The 21213-nt window shown below is 61.0% G+C and carries 15 protein-coding genes; 12 read left to right on the top strand and 3 right to left on the bottom strand.

Features of this window, described 5'->3' with window-relative positions; all coding sequences use genetic code 11:
• Nucleotides 1-285 precede the first annotated feature (285 nt).
• The 12 genes from FHW37_RS29395 (at nucleotide 286) to trxA (ending at nucleotide 17982) form a co-directional block, all read left to right on the top strand.
• Nucleotides 286-1002 (top strand): response regulator transcription factor, encoded by a 717-nt coding sequence (locus tag FHW37_RS29395; protein WP_145642973.1) that lies wholly within the window; start codon nucleotides 286-288, stop codon nucleotides 1000-1002.
• A gap of 115 nt (nucleotides 1003-1117) precedes the next feature.
• A complete protein-coding gene (locus tag FHW37_RS29390) occupies nucleotides 1118-2875 on the top strand; it encodes a sensor histidine kinase (protein WP_145642971.1) in 1758 nt (585 codons plus the stop codon).
• Nucleotides 2872-3339: an HPr kinase/phosphorylase gene (locus FHW37_RS29385; RefSeq protein WP_145642969.1), complete on the top strand. Its 468-nt coding sequence runs from the start codon at nucleotides 2872-2874 to the stop codon at nucleotides 3337-3339. Before FHW37_RS29390 ends, FHW37_RS29385 begins: the two co-directional genes overlap by 4 nt.
• A gap of 134 nt (nucleotides 3340-3473) precedes the next feature.
• Nucleotides 3474-3875: a PTS sugar transporter subunit IIA gene (locus FHW37_RS29380; RefSeq protein ID WP_145642967.1), complete on the top strand. Its 402-nt coding sequence runs from the start codon at nucleotides 3474-3476 to the stop codon at nucleotides 3873-3875.
• Nucleotides 3876-3889: 14 nt separating this feature from the next.
• Complete coding sequence (locus FHW37_RS29375; protein WP_145642965.1) at nucleotides 3890-4168, top strand: HPr family phosphocarrier protein; 279 nt, start codon at nucleotides 3890-3892, stop codon at nucleotides 4166-4168.
• 163 nt (nucleotides 4169-4331) lie between these two features.
• Complete coding sequence (gene ahcY / locus FHW37_RS29370) at nucleotides 4332-5732, top strand: adenosylhomocysteinase (protein WP_145642963.1); 1401 nt, start codon at nucleotides 4332-4334, stop codon at nucleotides 5730-5732.
• A gap of 215 nt (nucleotides 5733-5947) precedes the next feature.
• Nucleotides 5948-8527, top strand: a complete 2580-nt coding sequence (locus FHW37_RS29365) for a PAS domain-containing sensor histidine kinase (RefSeq protein WP_145642961.1) — start codon at nucleotides 5948-5950, stop codon at nucleotides 8525-8527.
• On the top strand, nucleotides 8524-10047 hold the full coding sequence (gene tsaE / locus FHW37_RS29360; RefSeq protein ID WP_145642959.1) for a tRNA (adenosine(37)-N6)-threonylcarbamoyltransferase complex ATPase subunit type 1 TsaE: 1524 nt from the start codon (nucleotides 8524-8526) through the stop codon (nucleotides 10045-10047). The genes FHW37_RS29365 and tsaE overlap by 4 nt, the downstream gene beginning before the upstream one ends.
• A gap of 18 nt (nucleotides 10048-10065) precedes the next feature.
• A complete protein-coding gene (locus FHW37_RS29355; protein ID WP_145642957.1) occupies nucleotides 10066-10821 on the top strand; it encodes a nucleotidyltransferase family protein in 756 nt (251 codons plus the stop codon).
• Nucleotides 10822-10826: 5 nt separating this feature from the next.
• The gene (addB, locus tag FHW37_RS29350) at nucleotides 10827-14033 is read left to right on the top strand and encodes a double-strand break repair protein AddB (protein WP_145643029.1); all 3207 of its coding nucleotides are present in this window, start codon (nucleotides 10827-10829) and stop codon (nucleotides 14031-14033) included.
• Nucleotides 14026-17589, top strand: coding sequence for a double-strand break repair helicase AddA (gene addA, locus FHW37_RS29345; RefSeq protein WP_145642954.1), 3564 nt, complete (start codon nucleotides 14026-14028; stop codon nucleotides 17587-17589). The genes addB and addA overlap by 8 nt, the downstream gene beginning before the upstream one ends.
• 72 nt (nucleotides 17590-17661) lie before the next feature.
• The gene (gene trxA, locus FHW37_RS29340) at nucleotides 17662-17982 is read left to right on the top strand and encodes a thioredoxin (protein ID WP_145642952.1); all 321 of its coding nucleotides are present in this window, start codon (nucleotides 17662-17664) and stop codon (nucleotides 17980-17982) included.
• Nucleotides 17983-18058: 76 nt separating this feature from the next.
• On the opposite strand, the gene FHW37_RS29335 is transcribed toward trxA, so the two are convergent.
• Genes FHW37_RS29335 through trpA form a run of 3 tightly spaced genes read right to left on the bottom strand, consistent with a single transcriptional unit; the run spans nucleotide 18059 to nucleotide 21211 of the window.
• Nucleotides 18059-19408, bottom strand: coding sequence for a bifunctional folylpolyglutamate synthase/dihydrofolate synthase (locus FHW37_RS29335; RefSeq protein ID WP_246690984.1), 1350 nt, complete (start codon nucleotides 19406-19408; stop codon nucleotides 18059-18061).
• A gap of 28 nt (nucleotides 19409-19436) precedes the next feature.
• Nucleotides 19437-20327 (bottom strand): acetyl-CoA carboxylase, carboxyltransferase subunit beta, encoded by an 891-nt coding sequence (accD, locus tag FHW37_RS29330; RefSeq protein ID WP_145642951.1) that lies wholly within the window; start codon nucleotides 20325-20327, stop codon nucleotides 19437-19439.
• Nucleotides 20328-20371: 44 nt separating this feature from the next.
• Entirely contained in the window at nucleotides 20372-21211 is an 840-nt protein-coding gene (gene trpA / locus FHW37_RS29325; RefSeq protein ID WP_145642948.1) for a tryptophan synthase subunit alpha, read from the bottom strand.
• Nucleotides 21212-21213: the final 2 nt, after the last annotated feature.

Raw genomic sequence — 21213 nt, 5'->3', positions numbered from 1 at the left:
AAAAGGGCAAGTGCGACATCCTGAATAGTGCAGTAATATCAATCATTTAATCGATTTAAAAAAATTTATTCCTATTTGAATCGGTTTACGGCACCATTTCATGCTGCGGATTCGAGGGTCCAGACGGGCATTATGCGGCCCATCTTATCGCCTCTTGGTAACGCGCCCCTTTAACATTGCCACAATTTGTTCCACCTTTATACTCAAGTAGTGCGTCGACTTATGGCAGGTCCGGGGTGGGGAATATCCAGGAGATGCGCATATATGGTGATGGAGACGGAGAGAATGCAGACAATCGCGCTCGTAGATGACGACCGCAATATCCTGGCTTCGGTGTCGATTGCGCTGGAAGCGGAAGGATACAAGGTCGAAACCTATACGGACGGCGCCTCCGCGCTCGACGGACTGGTGGCTCGCCCGCCGCATCTGGCAATCTTCGATATCAAGATGCCGCGCATGGACGGCATGGAGCTTCTGCGCCGCCTGCGCCAGAAATCAGATCTGCCGGTGATCTTCCTCACCTCCAAGGATGAGGAAATCGACGAATTGTTCGGTCTCAAGATGGGCGCCGACGATTTCATCACGAAACCGTTCTCGCAGCGCCTGCTGGTCGAGCGCGTCCGCGCCATCTTGCGCCGTGCTGGAGCTCGCGATGCCCAGCCCGGCGCCAAGCCGACGCCCGAGCAGCAGGCAGCCCGCACGCTTGAACGCGGTCAGCTGCTGATGGACCAGGAACGCCATACCTGCACCTGGAAGAGCGAACCGGTGACTCTGACCGTCACCGAATTCCTCATCCTGCATTCGCTGGCGCAGCGCCCTGGCGTCGTCAAAAGCCGCGACGCGCTGATGGATGCCGCCTATGACGAACAGGTCTATGTGGACGACCGGACGATCGACAGCCACATCAAGCGGCTGCGCAAGAAGTTCAAGATGGTTGACACGGATTTCGACATGATCGAAACGCTCTACGGTGTCGGCTATCGCTTCCGCGAAGCCGCCTGAGCGCTCAACGCCCAAGATCGCCTTGCCAAAGGTTAACTTGAGGCCATGTCGGCATCGGCGTTAAGCTGGCCGCGTGGAAGGACTGCACGTGGCAGATCAATTGCTTGATAGCCGGATGACGGCCACGAACGAGACGCGCCGCGGCCAGCGGCGCCTCTGGTCGCGGCCGTTCACGCTGATCCGCCGCGTCTTCGGCCATGCCGTATTTTCCAGCCTGACGCGACGCATCCTGTTCTTCAACATTGCCGCAACCGTCGTTCTGGTCGCCGGCATTCTCTACCTGAACCAGTTCCGCGAAGGCCTGATCGATGCGCGCGTCGAAAGCCTTCTGACACAGGGCGAAATCATTTCCGGCGCGATTTCGGCCTCCGCATCGGTCGACACGAACTCGATCACCATCGATCCGCAGAAACTTCTGGAACTGCAGGCCGGCCAGAGCATCACGCCGGTGCCGAATGACGAGGATCTCGATTTCCCGATCGACCCGGAGCGCGTCGCGCCGGTTCTGCGTAGGCTGATATCGCCGACCCGCACCCGCGCCCGGCTGTTCGATGCCGACGCCAATCTTCTGCTTGATTCGCGCCACCTCTATTCCCGCGGCCAAGTGCTGCGTTACGACCTGCCACCGGTCGAGGACCAGTCGCAGACCTGGAGCGAATGGATGGCCGGGCTTTTCAACCGGCTGCTGCAGCCCGGCAATCTGCCGACCTACAAGGAAGCGCCGGGCGGTGACGGCTCGATTTATCCGGAAGTGATGAATGCGCTGACCGGCGTGCGCGGTGCGGTCGTGCGTATTACCGATCGCGGCGAGCTGATCGTTTCGGTGGCGGTGCCCGTGCAGCGTTTCCGTGCTGTGCTCGGCGTGCTGCTTCTTTCGACCCAGGCAGGCGATATCGACAAGATCGTCCATGCCGAGCGACTGGCGATCATGCGCGTCTTCGGGGTCGCAACGCTGGTCAATATTCTTCTCTCCCTGCTCCTGTCGTCGACGATCGCAAATCCGCTGCGCAGGCTTTCGGCAGCGGCAATCCGTGTCCGGCGTGGTGCCAAGCAGCGCGAGGAGATCCCGGATTTCGCCTATCGCCAGGATGAGATCGGTAATCTTTCAATCGCGCTGCGCGACATGACGAATGCGCTTTATGACAGGATCGATGCGATCGAGAGTTTTGCGGCCGATGTCAGCCATGAGCTGAAAAACCCGCTGACTTCGCTCAGAAGCGCCGTCGAAACGCTGCCGCTCGCCAAATCCGAGACATCGAAACAGCGACTGACGGAAATCATCTTCCATGACGTGCGCCGGCTCGACCGCCTGATCAGTGATATTTCCGATGCGTCGCGCCTCGATGCCGAGCTTGCCCGCACGGATTCGTCACCGGTCGACATGGAAACGCTGCTCGGCAATCTGGTCGACATATCGCGGCAGATCCGCACCGGGCGCAAACCGGTCGAAATCGATCTCAAGGTGGACGCCAAGGGCGGCGACAAGGCGAGCTATGTGGTCAACGGTCACGACCTGAGGCTCGGCCAGATCATCACAAACCTGATCGAAAATGCCCGTTCCTTCGTGCCAGAAAAAGGCGGTCGGATCGCAATGCGGCTTTCGCGCGCCAAAGATCGCGTGCGGGTTGTCGTTGAGGATAATGGCCCGGGTATCCAGGCCGAGGACATCAACCGCATTTTTGAGCGCTTTTACACCGACCGCCCCGACGGCGAGAGCTTTGGACAGAATTCCGGCCTCGGCCTTTCGATCAGCCGCCAGATCGCCGAGGCGCATGGCGGTTCGCTGAAAGCCGAAAACCTCGAAGATCCGAAGACCGGTGAGTTGAAGGGCGCGCGCTTCATCCTCTCGCTGCCAGCGGGCGAGGCTCAATGAGCGAGGCCCAGCCGGTAAACCTGCATGGCACGGCAGTCATCATCGGCACGCGCGGCATTCTTTTTACCGGCCCCTCCGGCAGCGGCAAATCCGCGATGGCCTTTCTCTGCATGACGGAAGCAAGGCGACAAGGCGCTTATGCCGCCCTTGTTGCCGATGATCAGGTTTTCGTTTCCCGCCTCGAAAACAGCGTTATTGCCGAAAGACCGGCCTCAATCGCGGGGCTCATGGAAATCCGTGGCAGCGGTATCGTCACAGTGGAAAGCGTGGAAAAAGCCGTGATTGATCTGGTCGTGCGAATGGTCTCATTTCCTTCAGACGATCGCCTTCCACCGAATGACGAGAGGTTTTCCATTGCTGATCTGGGTGATCTTCCCATGATCCGGCTGCGTGGCGACACAGCCGCGCCGCTGGCCGCAATCGCTGCACTTTTCCCCGAATTTCGGGGCGAACTTCCCTTCTGAACGGCGCCTCAGACTTTGGTCGACATATTTTTGACTTGCACTTGGGCACGACTTGGCGAAGATGGCTTCCCACCGCTGGACCGCTTTGTTGCGATGCGATAAGGCCGGGAGGTTCCATAGCAGGGGGCAGTTTTATGATCGGAATTGTGCTTGTCACTCATGGCAAGCTGGCTGAGGAATTTCGACATGCAGTCGAGCATGTCGTGGGACCTCAGAAATTCATCGAAACCGTTTGTATCGGCCCCGAAGACGATATGGACCAGAGACGGCAGGATATTGTTGACGCCGTCGCAAGCGCAGATGACGGCCACGGCGTGATCATCCTGACCGACATGTTCGGCGGAACGCCCTCCAATCTATCCATCTCCGTGATGGATAGCGGCAAGACGGAGGTGATCGCCGGCATGAACCTGCCGATGCTGATCAAGCTTGCAGGCGTGCGCGGCGACAACAACATGGACCGTGCGCTTGCCGAGGCATCCGAAGCCGGCCGCAAATATATCAATGTCGCAAGCCGCGTCCTCAGCGGCAAGTAAAGAGCGTCTCCCGCATGTCTTCACACCCTCCCCGCGAATTCCTCATCGTCAACAAGCGCGGCCTTCATGCGCGTGCATCGGCCAAGTTCGTGCAGATGGTGGAGAGTTTCGACGCGCAGGTGACGGTCGCGCGGGAAGGCACGAAAGTCGGCGGCAATTCGATCATGGGCCTGATGATGCTGGCAGCCAGCACCGGCTGCTCGATTGAAGTCTCTGCAACGGGGCCACAGGCCGCAGAAGCGCTTGATGCCCTTGAGCGCCTGGTCGCCGACAAGTTCGGCGAAGAAGCGTAAACTTCCCTTTCCTATAGATATAAAGATATAAAGACTTCTTTATGTCCCGGTTGTCAGCGGGCGGCAAGCCTGCTAAACCGCTCCCGAGATTTTTGCGGCGCATCATCCGGTTCCATGAGCCGGCCTGTGCGCTGCCGAGTGCAACCATCACGTGGAGAGCTTTATGAGCACTGAAAAAGACTACGTCGTCGCGGATATCAACCTTGCCGCTTTCGGCCGCAAGGAGCTCGACATTGCCGAAACCGAAATGCCGGGCCTGATGTCCTGCCGCGAAGAATTCGGTACCTCGAAGCCGCTCAAGGGCGCCCGCATCACCGGTTCGCTGCACATGACGATCCAGACGGCGGTTCTCATCGAGACCCTGAAGGAACTCGGTGCCGAAATCCGTTGGGCTTCCTGCAACATCTTCTCGACCCAGGACCACGCCGCAGCAGCAATCGCAGCAGCCGGCATCCCGGTCTTCGCCGTCAAGGGCGAAACGCTGACCGAATACTGGGAATATACCGACAAGATCTTCCAGTGGGCCGATGGCGGCTTCTCCAACATGATCCTCGATGATGGCGGCGACGCTACCATGTACATCCTGCTCGGTGCCCGCGCCGAAGCTGGCGAAGACGTTCTGTCGAACCCGGGCTCGGAAGAAGAAGAAATCCTGTTCGCGCAGATCAAGAAGCGCCTCAAGGCTTCGCCGGGCTGGTTCACCAAGCAGCGCGATGCGATCAAGGGCGTTACCGAAGAAACCACGACCGGCGTTCACCGCCTCTACGAACTGTCCAAGAAGGGCCTGCTGCCCTTCCCGGCCATCAACGTCAACGATTCGGTCACCAAGTCGAAGTTCGACAACAAGTATGGCTGCAAGGAATCGCTGGTTGACGGCATCCGCCGCGGCACCGACGTGATGATGGCCGGCAAGGTTGCCGTCGTCTGCGGTTACGGCGACGTCGGCAAGGGTTCGGCTGCTTCGCTTCAGGGCGCCGGCGCCCGCGTCAAGGTCACGGAAGTCGACCCGATCTGCGCATTGCAGGCTGCCATGGACGGTTTTGAAGTCGTCACGCTCGAAGACGTCGTTTCTTCGGCCGACATCTTCATCACCACGACCGGCAACAAGGACGTCATCCGCATCGAGCACATGCGCGAGATGAAGGACATGGCGATCGTCGGCAATATCGGCCATTTCGACAACGAAATTCAGGTCGCTGCGCTGAAGAACCTCAAGTGGACCAACGTCAAGCCGCAGGTCGACATGATCGAGTTCCCGAAGGGCAACCGCATGATCCTTCTTTCGGAAGGCCGCCTGCTCAACCTCGGCAACGCCACCGGTCACCCGTCCTTCGTCATGTCCGCCTCGTTCACCAACCAGACGCTGGCTCAGATCGAGCTCTTCACCAAGCCGGGCGAGTACAAGAACGACGTCTACATCCTGCCGAAGCACCTCGATGAGAAGGTTGCCCGCCTGCATCTCGCCAAGCTCGGCGTGAAGCTGACGGAACTCTCCACGGAGCAGGCTGCCTATATCGGCGTACCGGCCCAGGGCCCGTTCAAGGCTGAACACTACCGCTACTAATCGGTAGCCAGACAATCCACAAGATATGGTGGCCGCGACCTTGACAGAAGGTCGCGGCTTCTTTTTTGCCCGAATGCCTTCCCGCCGATTCCCTTAGCCAGTATTGTTTTGGCACACGATTCGTATCGAACTCCTGCAGCCTGTTCGGCTTCGGGCAAGGTGCGAAATGGTATGTCTTGTCGATGAGCGGCAATTGGACGGAGACAGACCCGGTCATGTCGGTAAAAATAATGAGCCTGTTCAAGCAGGCCGATCCCGTTTGCGTTGGAGCGACAAGCTCCGGCTCTGATATTCCTGCTTTGGCGGCAGCGGATAGGCGATCGAAGAAGAAATTTGGCGGGTTCACGAGGCTTGCCACGACGTTTTTGTCGGGAACCGTGCTTTCGGGCGTGGCAGATTCGGCATGGGCGCAGGGACCTGCCAGTGCTGCGGCCCGGCTGTTTTCCTCCTCGGAAGTCATTCTCGCCTCGGTGATCGTCGGCGCACTCGGCGCGGCATTGCTGGCGGCCGTCTGGCTTGTCCGGCAGCGTGGCAATATGGAAGCCGAAAGCCTCGAGATGCGCAGCGCGCTTTCCGACGCGCAGCAGCGGATCTCCAAATACGAAGCCCTGATCGCCGACAAGAACCGGCGGATCGTCGTCTGGGAAAGTGGCCCGTCTAAACCGGAATTCCTCGGTCATCTGCCGGCGGAAACCGGCGCACCGCAGGAAGATCGCGATTTCCTCGCTTTCGGACGTTGGATGCGCGCCAATTCCGCGAGCGATCTCGAAAAGGCGATCGAAACCCTGCGCGGCGAAGCGCGCAGCTTCGACCTCGTGGTCGAAACGAATCGCGACGAAATCCTCGAAGTTCAGGGCCGGGTTTCCGGAGGCAAGGCGTTCGTGCGCTTCATCGCGCTCAATAACCTGCGTGCCGAGCTTGCCGAGTTGAAGATCGAGCGCGAGCGGCTGACCGGTTCGATCTCGCTGTTCCATTCGCTTCTCGATGCGATCGAACAGCCTGTCTGGCGCCGCAATGCGCAGGGCAAGATCACCTGGGTCAACCATGCCTATAGTGACGCGGTCGATGCACCGACGCCTGTGCATGCGATCGAGGAAGGCCGCGAGTTTCTAGGCACGATCGCCCGTGAAAAGATTCGTGCCACAGCAACCCCGACCTCGCCTTTCCATGATCGTGTCTCCACCGTTGTCGGTGGCAACAGGACGATGTTCGACGTCGTCGATGTTACGGTGCTGAACGGCTCTGCCGGCATGGCGATCGACGTCTCCGAGGCCGAGACCGTTCGCGAGGAGCTGAAGCGGACGCTGAAGAGCCATGCGGAAACTCTCGACCATCTGGCATCGCCGGTTGCGATTTTCGACGGTGAACACCGGCTGCAATTCTACAATCAGGCCTTCGTCCAGATGTGGGATCTCGACCTCCCCTTCCTCGAATCCCGCCCAGGTAATTCGGAAGTGCTCGACAAGCTGCGCTCCGAAGGAAAGCTGCCCGAGCAGCTGAACTGGCGCAGCTGGAAGGAAGGCGCGCTTTCGGTCTATCAGTCGCTCGATACGAAAACTGATCTCTGGCACCTGCCGAACGGCCAGACACTTCGCGTCATCGCGACCGCGCATCCGCGCGGCGGCGCGACCTGGGTTTTTGAAAACCTGACCGAGCAGGTCGATCTGGAAACGCGTTACAACACGCTGGTCCAGGTTCAGGGCGAAACGATCGACCATCTTTCGGAAGGCGTCGCGGTTTTCGGACCAGATGGCAGGATCCGTCTTTCCAATCCGGCTTTCCGAGCGCTTTGGGGCATTACCGCCGACGAGGCCAAGCCTGGCACGCATATCAAGGCGATCGAAGCCGCCTGCGGCCCCTCCTATGACAAGCCTGATGGCTGGAAGCGATTCGGCCAGATCCTGACCGCATTCGACGACGAGCGCCCGTCGCTCCAGGGAACATTCGAACTCTATTCCGGCCTGATCCTGGATTATGCCGCGACCCCGTTGCCGAATGCCCAGACGATGTTCACTTTCGTCGACATGACGGCCAGTGCCCGCGCGGAACGGGCGCTCAAGGAAAAGAACGAGGCGCTGCAGAAGGCCGACGAGATCAAGAATGATTTCGTCCAGCACGTTTCGTATGAGCTGCGTTCACCGCTGACCAATATCATCGGTTTTACCGATCTTCTAAAGACGCCGGGCATCGGCGAGCTCAACGAGCGGCAGTCGGAATATATCGACCACATCTCGACCTCGTCTTCGGTGCTGCTGACCATCGTCAACGACATTCTCGATCTTGCGACCGTGGATGCCGGCATCATGCAGCTCAACTATTCGGAAATCGCCGTCGACGACCTGCTCGATGACGTCGCGATGCAGATCGCCGACCGCCTGCATGAAAACAACATCACACTCGAGATCACGGCGCCGGCCGGCCTGGGGACGATCGTCGCCGACGAACAGCGGCTGAAGCAGATCCTGATGAAGCTTCTGACCAACGCCACCAATTTCTCGCCGGAAGGCGCTGCCATCACCCTCAATTGCTGGCGCGACATCGATGACGTGTTCTTTTCCGTCAGTGACAAGGGCCCGGGCATTCCGCCGGAAATGCTGAAGATGGTTTTCGACCGGTTCAAGGCGCAGGCCAAGGGCGGCAAGCGCAGCGGCGCCGGGCTTGGACTTTCGATCGTCGAAAGCTTCGTCAACCTGCACCATGGCGACGTTTCGATCGACAGCCGTGCCGGCCAGGGCACGACGGTGACCTGCCGCATCCCGGCTGGTTCGAGGATGCACTCGGTCGCCGCTGAATGACGTCGGATCCGGTTGTCGCACAATCTGTCACGATCGAACTTGCCGATGAGCGCCAGACGATAGAATTCGGCGAGGATCTGGCCCTTGCGCTCAAGATCGGAGACTGCCTGGCGCTTTCAGGCGATCTCGGCGCCGGAAAGTCGACGCTTGCCCGCGCTCTTCTGCGGGCACTCGCCGAAGACGACGATCTGGAAGTACCGAGCCCGACCTTCACGCTGGTTCAGACCTATGATCTCCGGATCGCGGCCGCACATTTCGATCTTTACCGGCTTTCCGACAGTTCCGAACTCGATGAACTCGGCTTCGACGAAGCGCTCTCCAACGGCATCTGCCTCGTTGAATGGCCTGAAATGGCGGACGGATTGCTGCCGGCAAATACGATCTGGCTGAAGCTTGAGCATCACGATCGCGGCCGCCGCGCAACGATCACGGCTGGAGCGACGGAACTTGCCCGGATCCGGCGCGTCCTCGCCATTCGCCACTTTCTCGAAGCAAGCGGTCATGCTGGCGCTCGCCGGCGCTTTCTCACCGGCGATGCTTCTATGCGCGCCTATGAAAAAGTAACGACCGAAACGGGCGAAAGCCTGATCCTGATGGATTGGCCAAAGCGTCCCGAGGGGCCACCGGTACTGGACGGCAAGCCCTATCCGAAGGTCGCCCATATCGCCGAGGATGCCTATCCCTTTGTCGCGATCGCGAACTATTTACGTGAAATAGGGCTTGTTGCGCCCGAAATCCTCAATGTCGATTACGAGCAGGGCATCCTGCTTATCGAAGACCTCGGAAGCGAGGGCGTGCTCGACGAAAACGGCGCGCCGATCGCCGATCGCTATCGCGAAAGCGTCGTCTGTCTCGCCTTTCTGCACGGCCACCCGATGCGGCAGGACCTTCTGTTGCCAGACGGGCATCTGCATCACATTCCGGATTTCGACCCTACCGCGATGAAGATGGAAGCCCGGCTGCTGCTCGACTGGTATCTGCCGGCGCAGACCGGCAGTCCCGCCAGCGCGGAACGGCGCGATGCCTATCTTGGCATCTGGGACGATCTGATCAAGCAATTGCGCGATGCCGAGAAAAACCTGCTTCTGCGCGATTTCCATTCTCCCAACATCATCTGGCGGCCGGAACAGTCGGGCGTTCGGCGCGTCGGCCTCATCGATTTCCAGGATGCGATGATCGGCCCGACCGCCTATGACCTCGCTTCGATCATGCAGGATGCGCGGGTCGATGTGCCAAAAGCTCTCTCGGACCAGATGATGGTCGACTATGTCGCCCTTCGCCGCTCGCTCGGCAGTTTCGACGAAGCGGGTTTTCAGAAAGCCTGGGCAATCATGGCTGCACAGCGCAATTGCAAACTTGCCGGCCTGTGGGTGCGTTTGAAGCAGCGCGACGGCAAGCCTGGCTATATGAAGCATATGCCGCGCACGCTGCGCTATCTTTCCACAGCCCTTCGACACGAAGCGCTCACCCCCTTGCGCGAATGGTGCCATGGGGCTGGAATAGAGCTTCCCGAATCATAAACACGGTTTCATTCGACAATGACCCAGCCAAGGACCAGCCGGGCCGGCATCAAGCAGGCAATGGTGCTTGCCGCAGGGCTCGGCACACGGCTTCGCCCGATCACCAACAGGATGCCGAAACCACTGGTACCCGTGGCAGGCAAGGCGATGATCGATTACGGGCTCGATGCCCTGGCGGATGCCGGCGTCACGCGGGCCGTCGTCAACGTCCACCATTTTCCCGAGATGATGGAGGCACATCTTGCCGGCTACTCGCACCTCGACATTCTGATATCCGACGAGCGCGCGGAGCTGATGAATTCCGGCGGCGGCCTCAAGAAAGGCCTCGCGCTGCTGGAACCTGGCACCGTCTATGTGATGAATGCCGACCTTTTCTGGGTCGGTGAAAATCCGGGTGAAGCCGGCAATCTGGAACGCCTAGCCGGATTCTTCGATCCGGAAACGATGGACATGGCCCTTCTCTGCGTGCCGCTGGAGCGCACGACGGGACACAATGGCAAGAAGGATTTTCAGCTCGATCCGGATGGCGGGCTTTCCCGGTATCAGGATGGTGGCGACAATCCGGTCGTCTATGCCGGCGCGATTGTCATGAACTCGGCGCTGCTGGATGACGCCCCCGAAAATGCCTTCAATCTCAACATCTATTTCGACAAGGCGATCGCAGCCGGCCGGCTCTTTGGCCTGATGATGGATGGGGAATGGATCACGGTTGGAACGCCGGAAGCGCTTCCGGCCGCAGAGGCCGTGATTGCCCGCGTGACGGAAAAGGCGTGATGCCGATGGCCGCCCCCCGGCGAAATCGCGTGCTGACCATTCCGGCGGGCGCGCCTTTCCTGAAAACGCTGGCGCGCGCGCTGTGCGATGGAAAGCTGGACGAGACTTTTCGTTACGACCCCGCCGATCCCCTGTCGCTTGCTGATGTGACGATCTTCGTGCCGACCCGGCGTTCGGCACGCGTGTTGCGCTCGGAATTCGTCGATCTTCTCGGCGGCCGGTCCGCGATCCTACCCGTTATCAGGCCACTCGGCGAGACCGATGACGACAGCGGCTATTTCGATATCGTGGCACCCGAGGAAATGGATCTGGCGCTGCCGATCGGCGGAACGGCTCGGCTTCTCGAGCTCGGACGTCTGATCCTTGCCTGGCGAAACCAGCTTCCGAAAGTCGTCCTCGACATTCATTCAGAATCCCCTCTTGTCGCACCTGCCAGCCCCGCAGACGCCATCTGGCTGGCGCGGGCGCTGGCGGAACTGATCGATGCCATGGAAACCGAAGATCGGGACTGGGCTGATCTCAAGGGATTGCAGGGTGGCGAGCATGCGCTGTGGTGGCAGCTGACCGCGGAATTCCTGTCGATCGCAAGCGCTTTCTGGCCGGCGCGGCTGGAGGAATTGCGCCGTTCTTCGCCGGCAAAGCACCGGGCTGCCATCCTGACTGGCGAGGCCCGCCGGATTGCGCTGAGAGATCATAAGGGGCCGATGATCGTTGCGGGATCGACAGGCTCGGTGCCGGCGGCAGCCGAGCTGATCGCTGCCATCTCGCGTCTGCCAAACGGCACGATCGTGCTTCCGGGTCTGGACACGGTGATGCCGCCGGAGCAATGGGCGATGGTTGGTGCGGAGGATTTTGGAGGCAGGGCCGATCCCGCCAGCCGCAGCCATCCGCAATTCGGCCTTTCGCGCCTGCTTCGCAAACTCGGCGTGGAACGGGACGAAGTCGAGGTCATCGGCGATGTCGATGATGATCTTGCTTTCCGGGCCGCCGTCATATCGCAAGCTCTCGTGCCTGCCGAAGCGACGGATCTATGGAATCGCTGGCGTCAGACCGGAGCGGCGAGCGACCATCTCGCCCGCGCTTTCGCCGACGTCTCCCTGATCGAAGCCGCCAATGAGCGCGAGGAAGCGGTGGCAATCGCGATCGCCTTGCGACTGGCGCTGGAGAAGCCCGGCAGAAACGGTGGCGAGGCAATCGCAGCGCTCATCACGCCCGATCGGGCGCTCGGCCGGCGGGTGGCGAGTGAGCTTGCGCGCTTCGGCATCCTGGCCGACGATTCGGCCGGCTCGCCGCTTTCGGGAACACCGCAGGGAACGCTTGCGCAATTGCTGCTCGAAGCGACATTGCGGCCGGGTGATCCGGTCGCGATCGTCGGCCTCTTGAAACACCCTCTCCTGCGGCTCGGAATGCCGGCGGATGAATTGCGATATGCCGTTGAAGCACTAGAACTGCTGGCGCTGCGTGGCGGCATCGGCGAGATGGATGTTTCGACGCTAGCCCCTCTTCTCGACGCGCAGATATTGGCGCAAAAAGATGACAGACACCCGCCGCATTGGCGCAGTGCACTCGATGACGCGGCAGTAGGCGCCGCCCGAGACCTGGCGCAGCGGTTGGCGAAAGCCATGGAGCCGCTCGCAGGCGCTTTCGTTCGCCGTCGGCCGGATGGGCGCGGGCTGACCGCCAAGCTGAAACTTTCCGACTGGGCCGAAAGAACCGGCAAGGCGCTCGAGGCGCTTGCCGTCGATGAAATCGGCAATCTTGCCGCGCTCTGGTCAGGCGAGGCCGGGGAAAAGCTGGCTGCCCTGCTTTCGGAAGTGATCGAGACGGATGGCCAGATGGAGGCGGATGGCCCGCAATGGATCGATATCGTCATGGCGCTGACGACTGGTGAAGCGGTCAAGCCGCGATCGCTGGCAAATCCGCGGGTCTTCATCTTCGGCACGCTCGAAGCCCGGCTGCAGAGCGTCGACACGATGATCCTCGGCGGATTGAACGAGGGATCCTGGCCCGGCCAGACGGTGAACAATCCATTCCTGTCACGCACCATGAAGACGGATATGGGTCTTGAGCCGCCAGAACGGCGGATCGGCCAGCTGGCGCATGATTTCGAAATGGCCTGCGGCACGAGGCAGCTGATCCTGTCGCGCTCATTGAGGCAGGGTTCCACCCCGACGGTCGCATCGCGCTGGCTGCAACGGCTTCTGGCGCTTGGCGGGGAGGTTTTTGGCTCCCAATTAAGGACGCGCGGCGCGCAATACCGCGCTTGGGCGACGGCGATCGATACCGGCGAGAGCCAGCCGGGTGCCGGCCGGCCGGCGCCGAAACCACCGGCCGATCTGCAGCCGAAGAGCTATTCCTTCAGTGAAGTGGGCCGGCTTCGCCGTGATCCCTATTCCGTCTATGCCCGCCGCATTCTGAAGCTCGATCCCCTCGCCCCATTCAACGAGGATCCGGGCGCTTCGGAGCGCGGCACGCTCTATCACGCGATCATCGAACACTATACGCGGGAAGGCCACAAGCCGGGTACACCTATAGCCAAAGAGGCGATGCAGAGGATCGCGACCGAGCTTTTCGACGCCGAGCGCCTGCCGCCGCATATAGACCGGGTCTGGCGCCCCCGCTTCATGGAAGTCGCCCGCGCATTCCTCGACTGGGAAAAGGAACGGGCGCACGATATCCGCGAAACGCTGACGGAAGCCGGAGCCGGGTTCGAAGTGCCGGCCGCCGGCATCCGCGTCACCGGCATTGCCGACCGGATCGATATCAAGGGATCCGGCGAGGCGGATATCGTCGATTACAAGACGGGGCTCAGCCCGTCCGTTTCGCAGGCAAGGTCGTTGCTCGACCCGCAGCTTGCCCTAGAAGCCGCAGCGCTGCAGGCAGGCGCCTTCAAAAAGGCAGGCCAGCGGCCGGCCGACAAGCTCCTTTACGTGCGGCTTCGGCCCGGTGACCGTTTTCGCGAGGACAAGGTCAATAACGAAGGCGGCTCGGCCAATGCAAAGCGCCCGCCGAAATCGGCGATGGATCTGGCCGAGGAAGCGCTGGACCAGCTCACCCGTTTCGTCGTGACCCTGCGCAATGGCGAAGTGGGCTTTGCATCGCGGCTCGTGCCGATGATGCAGAGCGATTTCGGCGGCGAATACGATCATCTCGCGCGCGTCGCCGAATGGTCGACGGCCGATGATGACGGAGAGGCGGAAACCGATGACTGAGATGCTTCCGCCGGACCTGCCCGAGGGCGACGATCCCGTTCGCTGGATCGACTGGACGACGTTGCAGCAATCGCTTGCCTCCGATCCGGCAAGTTCCGCCTGGGTTTCCGCCAATGCCGGTTCGGGCAAGACGCATGTGCTGACCCAGCGGGTCATCCGCCTGCTTCTTGCCGGTTGCCGGCCATCGGCCATCCTCTGCCTCACCTATACGAAGGCTGCGGCCTCGGAAATGTCGAACCGCGTGTTCCAGCGCCTGTCGGAATGGACGGTTCTTTCGGATGAGGACCTACGCAAGAGGATCGCGGCGATCGAAGGTGCTGAGCCGGATTCGTTCAAGCTTGCCGAGGCGCGCCGCCTCTTTGCCAAGGCGCTGGAGACGCCGGGCGGGTTGAAGATCCAGACCATCCATGCCTTTTGCGAGGCGCTGCTGCACCAGTTTCCGCTGGAAGCGAATGTCGCGGGACACTTTTCCGTGCTCGATGACCGCGCCGCCTCAGCCTTGCTTGCCGAGGCGCGACGTTCCCTGCTGACGGCGGCATCGGCCGAGGAGGATCCCGAACTCGCGGAAGCTTTCGCCCATGTTCTCGATCTCGGCGACGAATTCGGTCTCGAGACGCTTCTCGGCGATATCATCTCCAACCGGACCGCAATCCGCCGATTCATTGCAAAAGCCGAGCGCCAAGACGGTATAAGCGCCGAGCTGAAGCGCGCCTACGGTATCGATGCAACCGATACGGAAGAGAGCGTGGCGGCCAGCTACTGGCCCCTGCCCGTTCTTTCGGGACTGACGCTCGATCTCTATCTCGCCCTCGCCGATCAGAAGGGCGGCTCCAAGGTGACGGATGTCGCCTATGGCCTGCGGACGGTGGCGAAGGAGCCGGATGCTTTCAAACGCGCCCAACTGCTCGACCAGATTTTTCTGACTCGCGAAGGAAAGCCCAAGGCGGACAGTTCGCTGGTGGCCAAGGCCATGCTGACGGCAGCACCTGAACTCGGCCCGGCAATCGACGCCGCGCGCACTCATGTCGTCGCTAACCGCGACCGATTGAGGCTGCTGCGGATGTTCGGTGCGACGAGGGCAGCACTGACGCTCGCGCAGCGACTGACCGACGACTATGAGGACCTGAAGAAACAGCGCAGCCTGCTCGATTTCGAGGACCTGATCGCCCGTACCGCCGACCTTTTGACACGGGATGATGTGGGCGCGTGGGTCCATTACAAGCTGGATCAGGGTATCGACCATATTCTCGTCGATGAGGCGCAGGATACGAGCCCCATCCAGTGGGCGGTTATCAAATCGCTGGCGGAAGACTTTTACTCGGGCTCCAGCGCCCGCGACACGCGCCGGACGATCTTTGCTGTCGGTGACGAAAAGCAGTCGATCTATTCCTTCCAGGGCGCGCGGCCCGAGCGCTTCGAAGAGGAGCGCAGGACGACCGAGCGGCAGGTTCTGGCCAGTGCCCAGAATTTCAACCGCGTCAGGCTGCCCCTGTCATTCCGCTCGACCGCGGATGTTCTGTCGGCTGTCGACCAGGTGTTTTCACTCGATAGCAATGTCCGCGGCGTCAGCAGCGAGCCGGTGCAGCATCGCTCCAACCGTATCGGCCATCCGGGTGTCGTCGATCTCTGGGACGTGATCGTGCCTGAAGTCGCCGAACAGGAGGAAGACTGGACGGCTCCCTTCGATTCGACGCCGGACAAGGCACCGTCCGCCATTCTGGCAAGCCGGATCGCGCACAGGATCGGTGAGATGGTCGGGCGGGAGAGGATTGTCGAGAAAGGCCCGAACGGTGTTGAGGCACGGCTGATCGAGCCGGGCGACATTCTTGTTCTGGTGCGCAAGCGCGATGCCTTCGTCAATGCTTTGACGCGCGCTCTGAAGCGCCGTGGCAATATTCCGGTCGCCGGTGCCGACCGGTTGCGGCTGACCAGCCATATCGCCGTGCAGGATCTTCTTGCTCTTGGTCGCTTTCTGCTTCTGCCGCAAGACGACCTTTCTCTCGCAGCCCTCCTCAAGAGCCCTCTCTTCAACCTCTCCGAAGAGGACGTTTTCGAGGCGACCGCTTTGCGTGCGGAAAAGTCCAGCACCTGGGTGCACCTCAGCAATCTGGCCGAGGAACAACCTCTCCGGTTCCGGGAAGTGGCAGACAGGCTGAACCACCTGCTTACGCTTTCGCGGCAGGTGAGCCCCTACGAGCTTTTTGCGAGGCTTCTCGGCCAGTATGGCGGGCGCCGAAAATTCCTCGGCCGGCTCGGCACGGAGGCGGGCGATATTCTCGACGAATTTCTGACCTTCGCGCTGGACCATGAGACAAGCGGCCTGCCGGGTCTGCAGGCCTTCGTCTCGACGCTGGAGCTCGAATCACCGGAGGTGAAACGCGAGCAGGACGGCGGCCGCAACGAAGTGCGGATCATGACCGTGCATGCGTCCAAGGGTCTGGAAGCGCCGATCGTGTTTCTGGTCGACAGCGGCTCGAAGGCCTTCATCTCCTCGCATGTCTCCAAATTCCGGCTGATCAGGATCGGCGAGGAAGACGTGCCCGCCTGGGTGCCCGGCAAGATGACCGGCAATGCACTGACGGCAGCGGACGAGGCGCGCATCAAGGTTTCGACGGAAGAGGAATACCGGCGGCTTCTCTATGTCGGCATGACGCGTGCTGCCGACCGGCTGATCATTTGCGGTTATCGCGGCAAGATCGACAACCCCGATACCTGGCAATCGATGATCGCCAGCGCCCTTGCCGGTGACGATCAGCATTGCAGTGCCGCCTCGTTCACGGGCCCGGACGGTGAATGGACCGGCCTGCAATGGCGGCTGCCGACCGCCGACCGCAAGGTGCCGGAAGCCGGACATGAAGTGGGTGAGGCCGTGTCGAAAGACACTGCGCTGCCGTCTGCCCTTTCACGACCGTTGCCGCCGCAAAAAATCCTGCCAAGGCCGCTCAGCCCCTCTGGCGCCGGCACGATGATCGACGATGAGGCGGACGACCTGATCGTCACCTCGCCGCTGTTTGGCGAAAAGGAAAAAGGCGGGCTGGCGCTGCAGAAGGGAAAGCTGGTGCACCGGCTGCTGCAGGTCCTGACGGAACTGCCGGCATCGGACCGGCGTGGTGCCGCGCAGCGCTATGCCGACCGAGCCGCTCGCTTCTGGCCGGCGTCCGAAAGAGCTGTTCTCGTCGACAGCGTCATGTCGGTACTTGGCCATCCTGGGCTTGAGGCCATCTTCTCACAGCGCAGCCAGTCGGAAGTCTCGATCATGGGGACGCTGGCGCTGGAGGGTCGTGACTATGCGATATCCGGCCGTGTGGACCGGCTGGTCGAGGATCAGGACCGCGTCACGGTGATGGACTACAAGACCAACCGCATCCCGCCGAAGGATGCGGAATCCGTGCCGCTTACCCATCGCGCCCAGCTCGCCATCTATCGAGAAATCCTTAAGCCGCTCTACCCGGCAAAAGCGATCGATTGCGTGCTCGTTTACACCGAGACGGCCGAGGTGATCACTTTGCCACCGGAGCTTTTGGCCCGCTCCCTTGCCGAACTCAAAACAAAGTGAGATAGCGGTCATTGAAAACCGCGGGCTCAACGCTCACATTTGGTTCAACACAGAATCGCGAAGGAGAGCCTCATGGCTACCGTGAAAGTCGATACCAACAATTTCCAGGCTGAAGTGCTGAACTCCGCCGAGCCTGTCGTCGTGGATTTCTGGGCTGAATGGTGCGGCCCGTGCAAAATGATCGCGCCGAGCCTTGAGGAAATCGCAACCGAAATGGCCGGCAAGGTCAAGGTCGCCAAGCTGAACATTGACGAAAACCCGGAACTGGCTGCCCAGTTCGGCGTTCGCTCGATCCCGACGCTTGCCATGTTCAAGGGTGGCGAAGTTGCTGACATCAAGGTTGGCGCCGCTCCGAAGACCGCCCTCTCCGCCTGGATTTCCAGCGCCGCCTGATTTCAGGTATCTTGATATTTACAAAAAAGCCCGGCTCATCGCGAGCCGGGCTTTTTTGTTTGCTGCTGTCATGATCTCAGCCGGGCGGCGTGCCGTTATCCGCAAGGACGTTGCCGGCGAAATAGAGCGAGCCGCCGATCAGGATACGGGGCGGCGATGCACCGGGCAGCTGACGGCGGGTGATTTCCTCCAGGGCTTCGGCAGCAGAGCCTGCCGGTTCTGCCACGAGTCCAGCGTCGAAGGCTGCATTGGCCAGAACCACCGGGTCCAGACCCGCCTCGGTATCGCGGATGCGAACCGTAAAAACATGTTCGGCGATATCGGCAAAGGCCCGGAAATAACCGACCGGATCCTTGGTGTTGATCATGCCGGTGATCAGATAGAGCGGCCGCGGCTGGCGCTCCTCGAAGGCGGCCATGGCTTCCGCGATCACCTCGCCACCGGCCGGGTTATGGCCCCCATCGAGCCAGATCTCTGATCCCTTTGGTGCGTAATCAAGCAGCTTGCCTTCGGCGAGCTTTTGCAGGCGGGCGGGCCATTCGACATTCGCCATCGCCTTTTCCATAATCGCTTCGGTGACGGTAAAGCCCGCAGCCTTGACCGCGCGAATGGCGGCGGCGGCATTGGCATATTGATGGCGGCCAGGCAGGCGCGGCAGCGGCAGATCGGCAAGGCCGAATTCGTCCTGATAGATCAGCCGGCCAAATTCTTCATGGGCTGAAAAATCCTGACCGTAGACCGCGGTCGGACAGTTGAGACGCTCGGACGTCGAAATCAGCACTTCGCGCGCGGCTTCGAATTCCTGCTGGCCGATGACCACAGGCCGGCCGCGCTTCATGATGCCGGCCTTTTCGGCGGCGATCAGCTCTACACGGTCGCCGAGATAGGCCTGGTGATCAAGCGAGATCGGCATGATCACGGAAACAGCGGGGTCGGTGATGACATTGGTCGCATCGAAACGGCCGCCGAGGCCGACTTCGAGGATGACGGCATCGGCCGGCTGTTCGGAGAACAGGAGGAATGTTGCAGCGGTCAGGATCTCGAAAACGGTGATCATCTGGCCGGCATTGGCGTCCGCGATGCGGCGCAGGGCATCGGCGAGAAGCGCATCGTCGACCAGCTGGCCACGACCGCCCTTGACCCCGATACGATAACGCTCGTGCCAATGCACGAGATGCGGCGAGGTGTGGACATGCACCGCATGGCCGCCCGCCTCCAGCAATGCCCGGCAGAACGCGGTGCAGGACCCCTTGCCGTTGGTGCCTGCTACATGGATGACAGGCGGCAGCTTTTTCTGCGGATTACCGAGAACTTCAAGAAGGCGCGAGATGCGGTCGAGCGACAGGTCGAAACCCTTCGGATGAAGGGTCATCAACCTGTTGATTTCCTGCTCGGCAGCGCTCACCAATGGCTCGTTCATCGTCATGGCGATGCTCCGACGTCGATATTTCCGCTCAGGCGCCGACTGCTGCCGGTGCCGCAAGCGCCTGCTGAACCGGCTGGCGGGTCAGCATCTTCAGGATCCTGGCAAGGGTCGACGGAATGTCGTGGCGCTTGACCACCATGTCGACCATGCCGTGTTCCAACAGGTATTCGGCCGTCTGAAAGCCTTCTGGAAGCTTTTCGCGCAGGGTCTGCTCGATGACGCGCTTGCCGGCAAAGCCGATTTCGGCACCGGGCTCGGCAATATGGACATCACCCAGCATGGCATAGGATGCGGTGACACCGCCGGTGGTCGGGTTCGTCAGGACGACGATATAGGGAAGACCGGCTTCCTTCAGCATGTCCACGGCAACCGTGGTACGCGGCAGCTGCATCAGCGACAGGATGCCTTCCTGCATACGGGCGCCGCCCGAGGCCGGGAAGATGACCAGCGGGCATTTTTCGGCAAGCGCCCTCTCGCAGGCCTTTACGATCGCCTCGCCTGCGGCCATGCCGAGCGAGCCACCGATGAAGTTGAACTCATGCACGACGGCAACGAGCTTCAGGCCCTGAACCTGGCCGAGACCGGCGAGGATCGTGTCCTCCTGCTCCGTCTTGACGCGGCTGTCCTTCAGGCGGTCGGCATAACGCTTGCTGTCACGGAATTTCAGCGGATCCTGCGCCACCTTGGGCTGCGGCAGTGCTTCGTAGACGCCGCCATCGAAGAGATCCGTCAGACGCGCCTTTGCAGGCATCTTCATGTGGAAGCCCGAGGCGGGAATGACCCACTTGTTATCCTCGAGGTCCTTGTGGAAGACCATTTCACCCGTTTCCGGGCACTTGATCCAGAGGTTTTCCGGAACTTCGCGGCGGCCCAACATGGAGTTGATGCGCGGGCGCACGTAATTGGTGATCCAGTTCACTTGGGATACTCCGAGTTCTTCTTGTGTGGCTCTATGTGGGCCAATTATTCGGCGGCAACAAGGCGGGCAGCGCGCACGCCGGTCGCCAGACCCTTGACCAGGGTCGCGACCGAGGCGACCGTGTCAGGGCCGGCTGCGCCTTCGCTGGTCAGGCTGCCTGCAACCTGGGCGACGATGGCCGTGCCGACAACGACGCCGTCCGCGGAAGCGCCGATCGCCTTTGCATGCTCAGCGGTCTTGACGCCAAAGCCGACGCAGACCGGCAGATCCGTATGGCCCTTGATGCGGGCAACGGCGCCGGACACCAGCGACGGATCGGGAAGTGCCGAACCGGTGATGCCGTTCATCGAGACGTAATAGACGAAACCGGACGTGTTCTTCAGAACGGTCGGCAGGCGCTTGTCATCGGTGGTCGGGGTGGCGAGGCGGATGAAGTTGACGCCCTTTTCGAGGGCCGGAATGCAGAGTTCGTCATCCATTTCCGGCGGAAGATCGACAACGATCAGGCCGTCGATACCGGCTGCCAGCGCATCGTCGAGGAACTTTTCGACGCCATAGACATAGATCGGGTTGTAATAACCCATCATGACGATTGGCGTATCCTGATCGACCTTGCGGAATTCCCGGGCCAGATCGATCGTCTTTGCCAGCGTCTGGCCGCCCTTCAGCGCGCGCTGACCGGCCAGCTGAATGGTCGGGCCATCGGCCATCGGATCGGAAAAGGGCATGCCGAGTTCGATGATGTCGGAACCGGCTTCCGGCAGGGCCTTCATGATGCCGAGCGAAGTCGCGAAATCCGGATCGCCACCCATGAAATAGGTGACCAGCGCCGGACGGCCTTCAGCCTTCAGTTTCGCAAAACGTGCGTCCATACGAGCGGTCATGA

The organism is Neorhizobium alkalisoli (assembly GCF_007829835.1).
GTDB lineage: Bacteria > Pseudomonadota > Alphaproteobacteria > Rhizobiales > Rhizobiaceae > Neorhizobium.
This window is presented reverse-complemented; position numbering and strand designations above follow the sequence as displayed.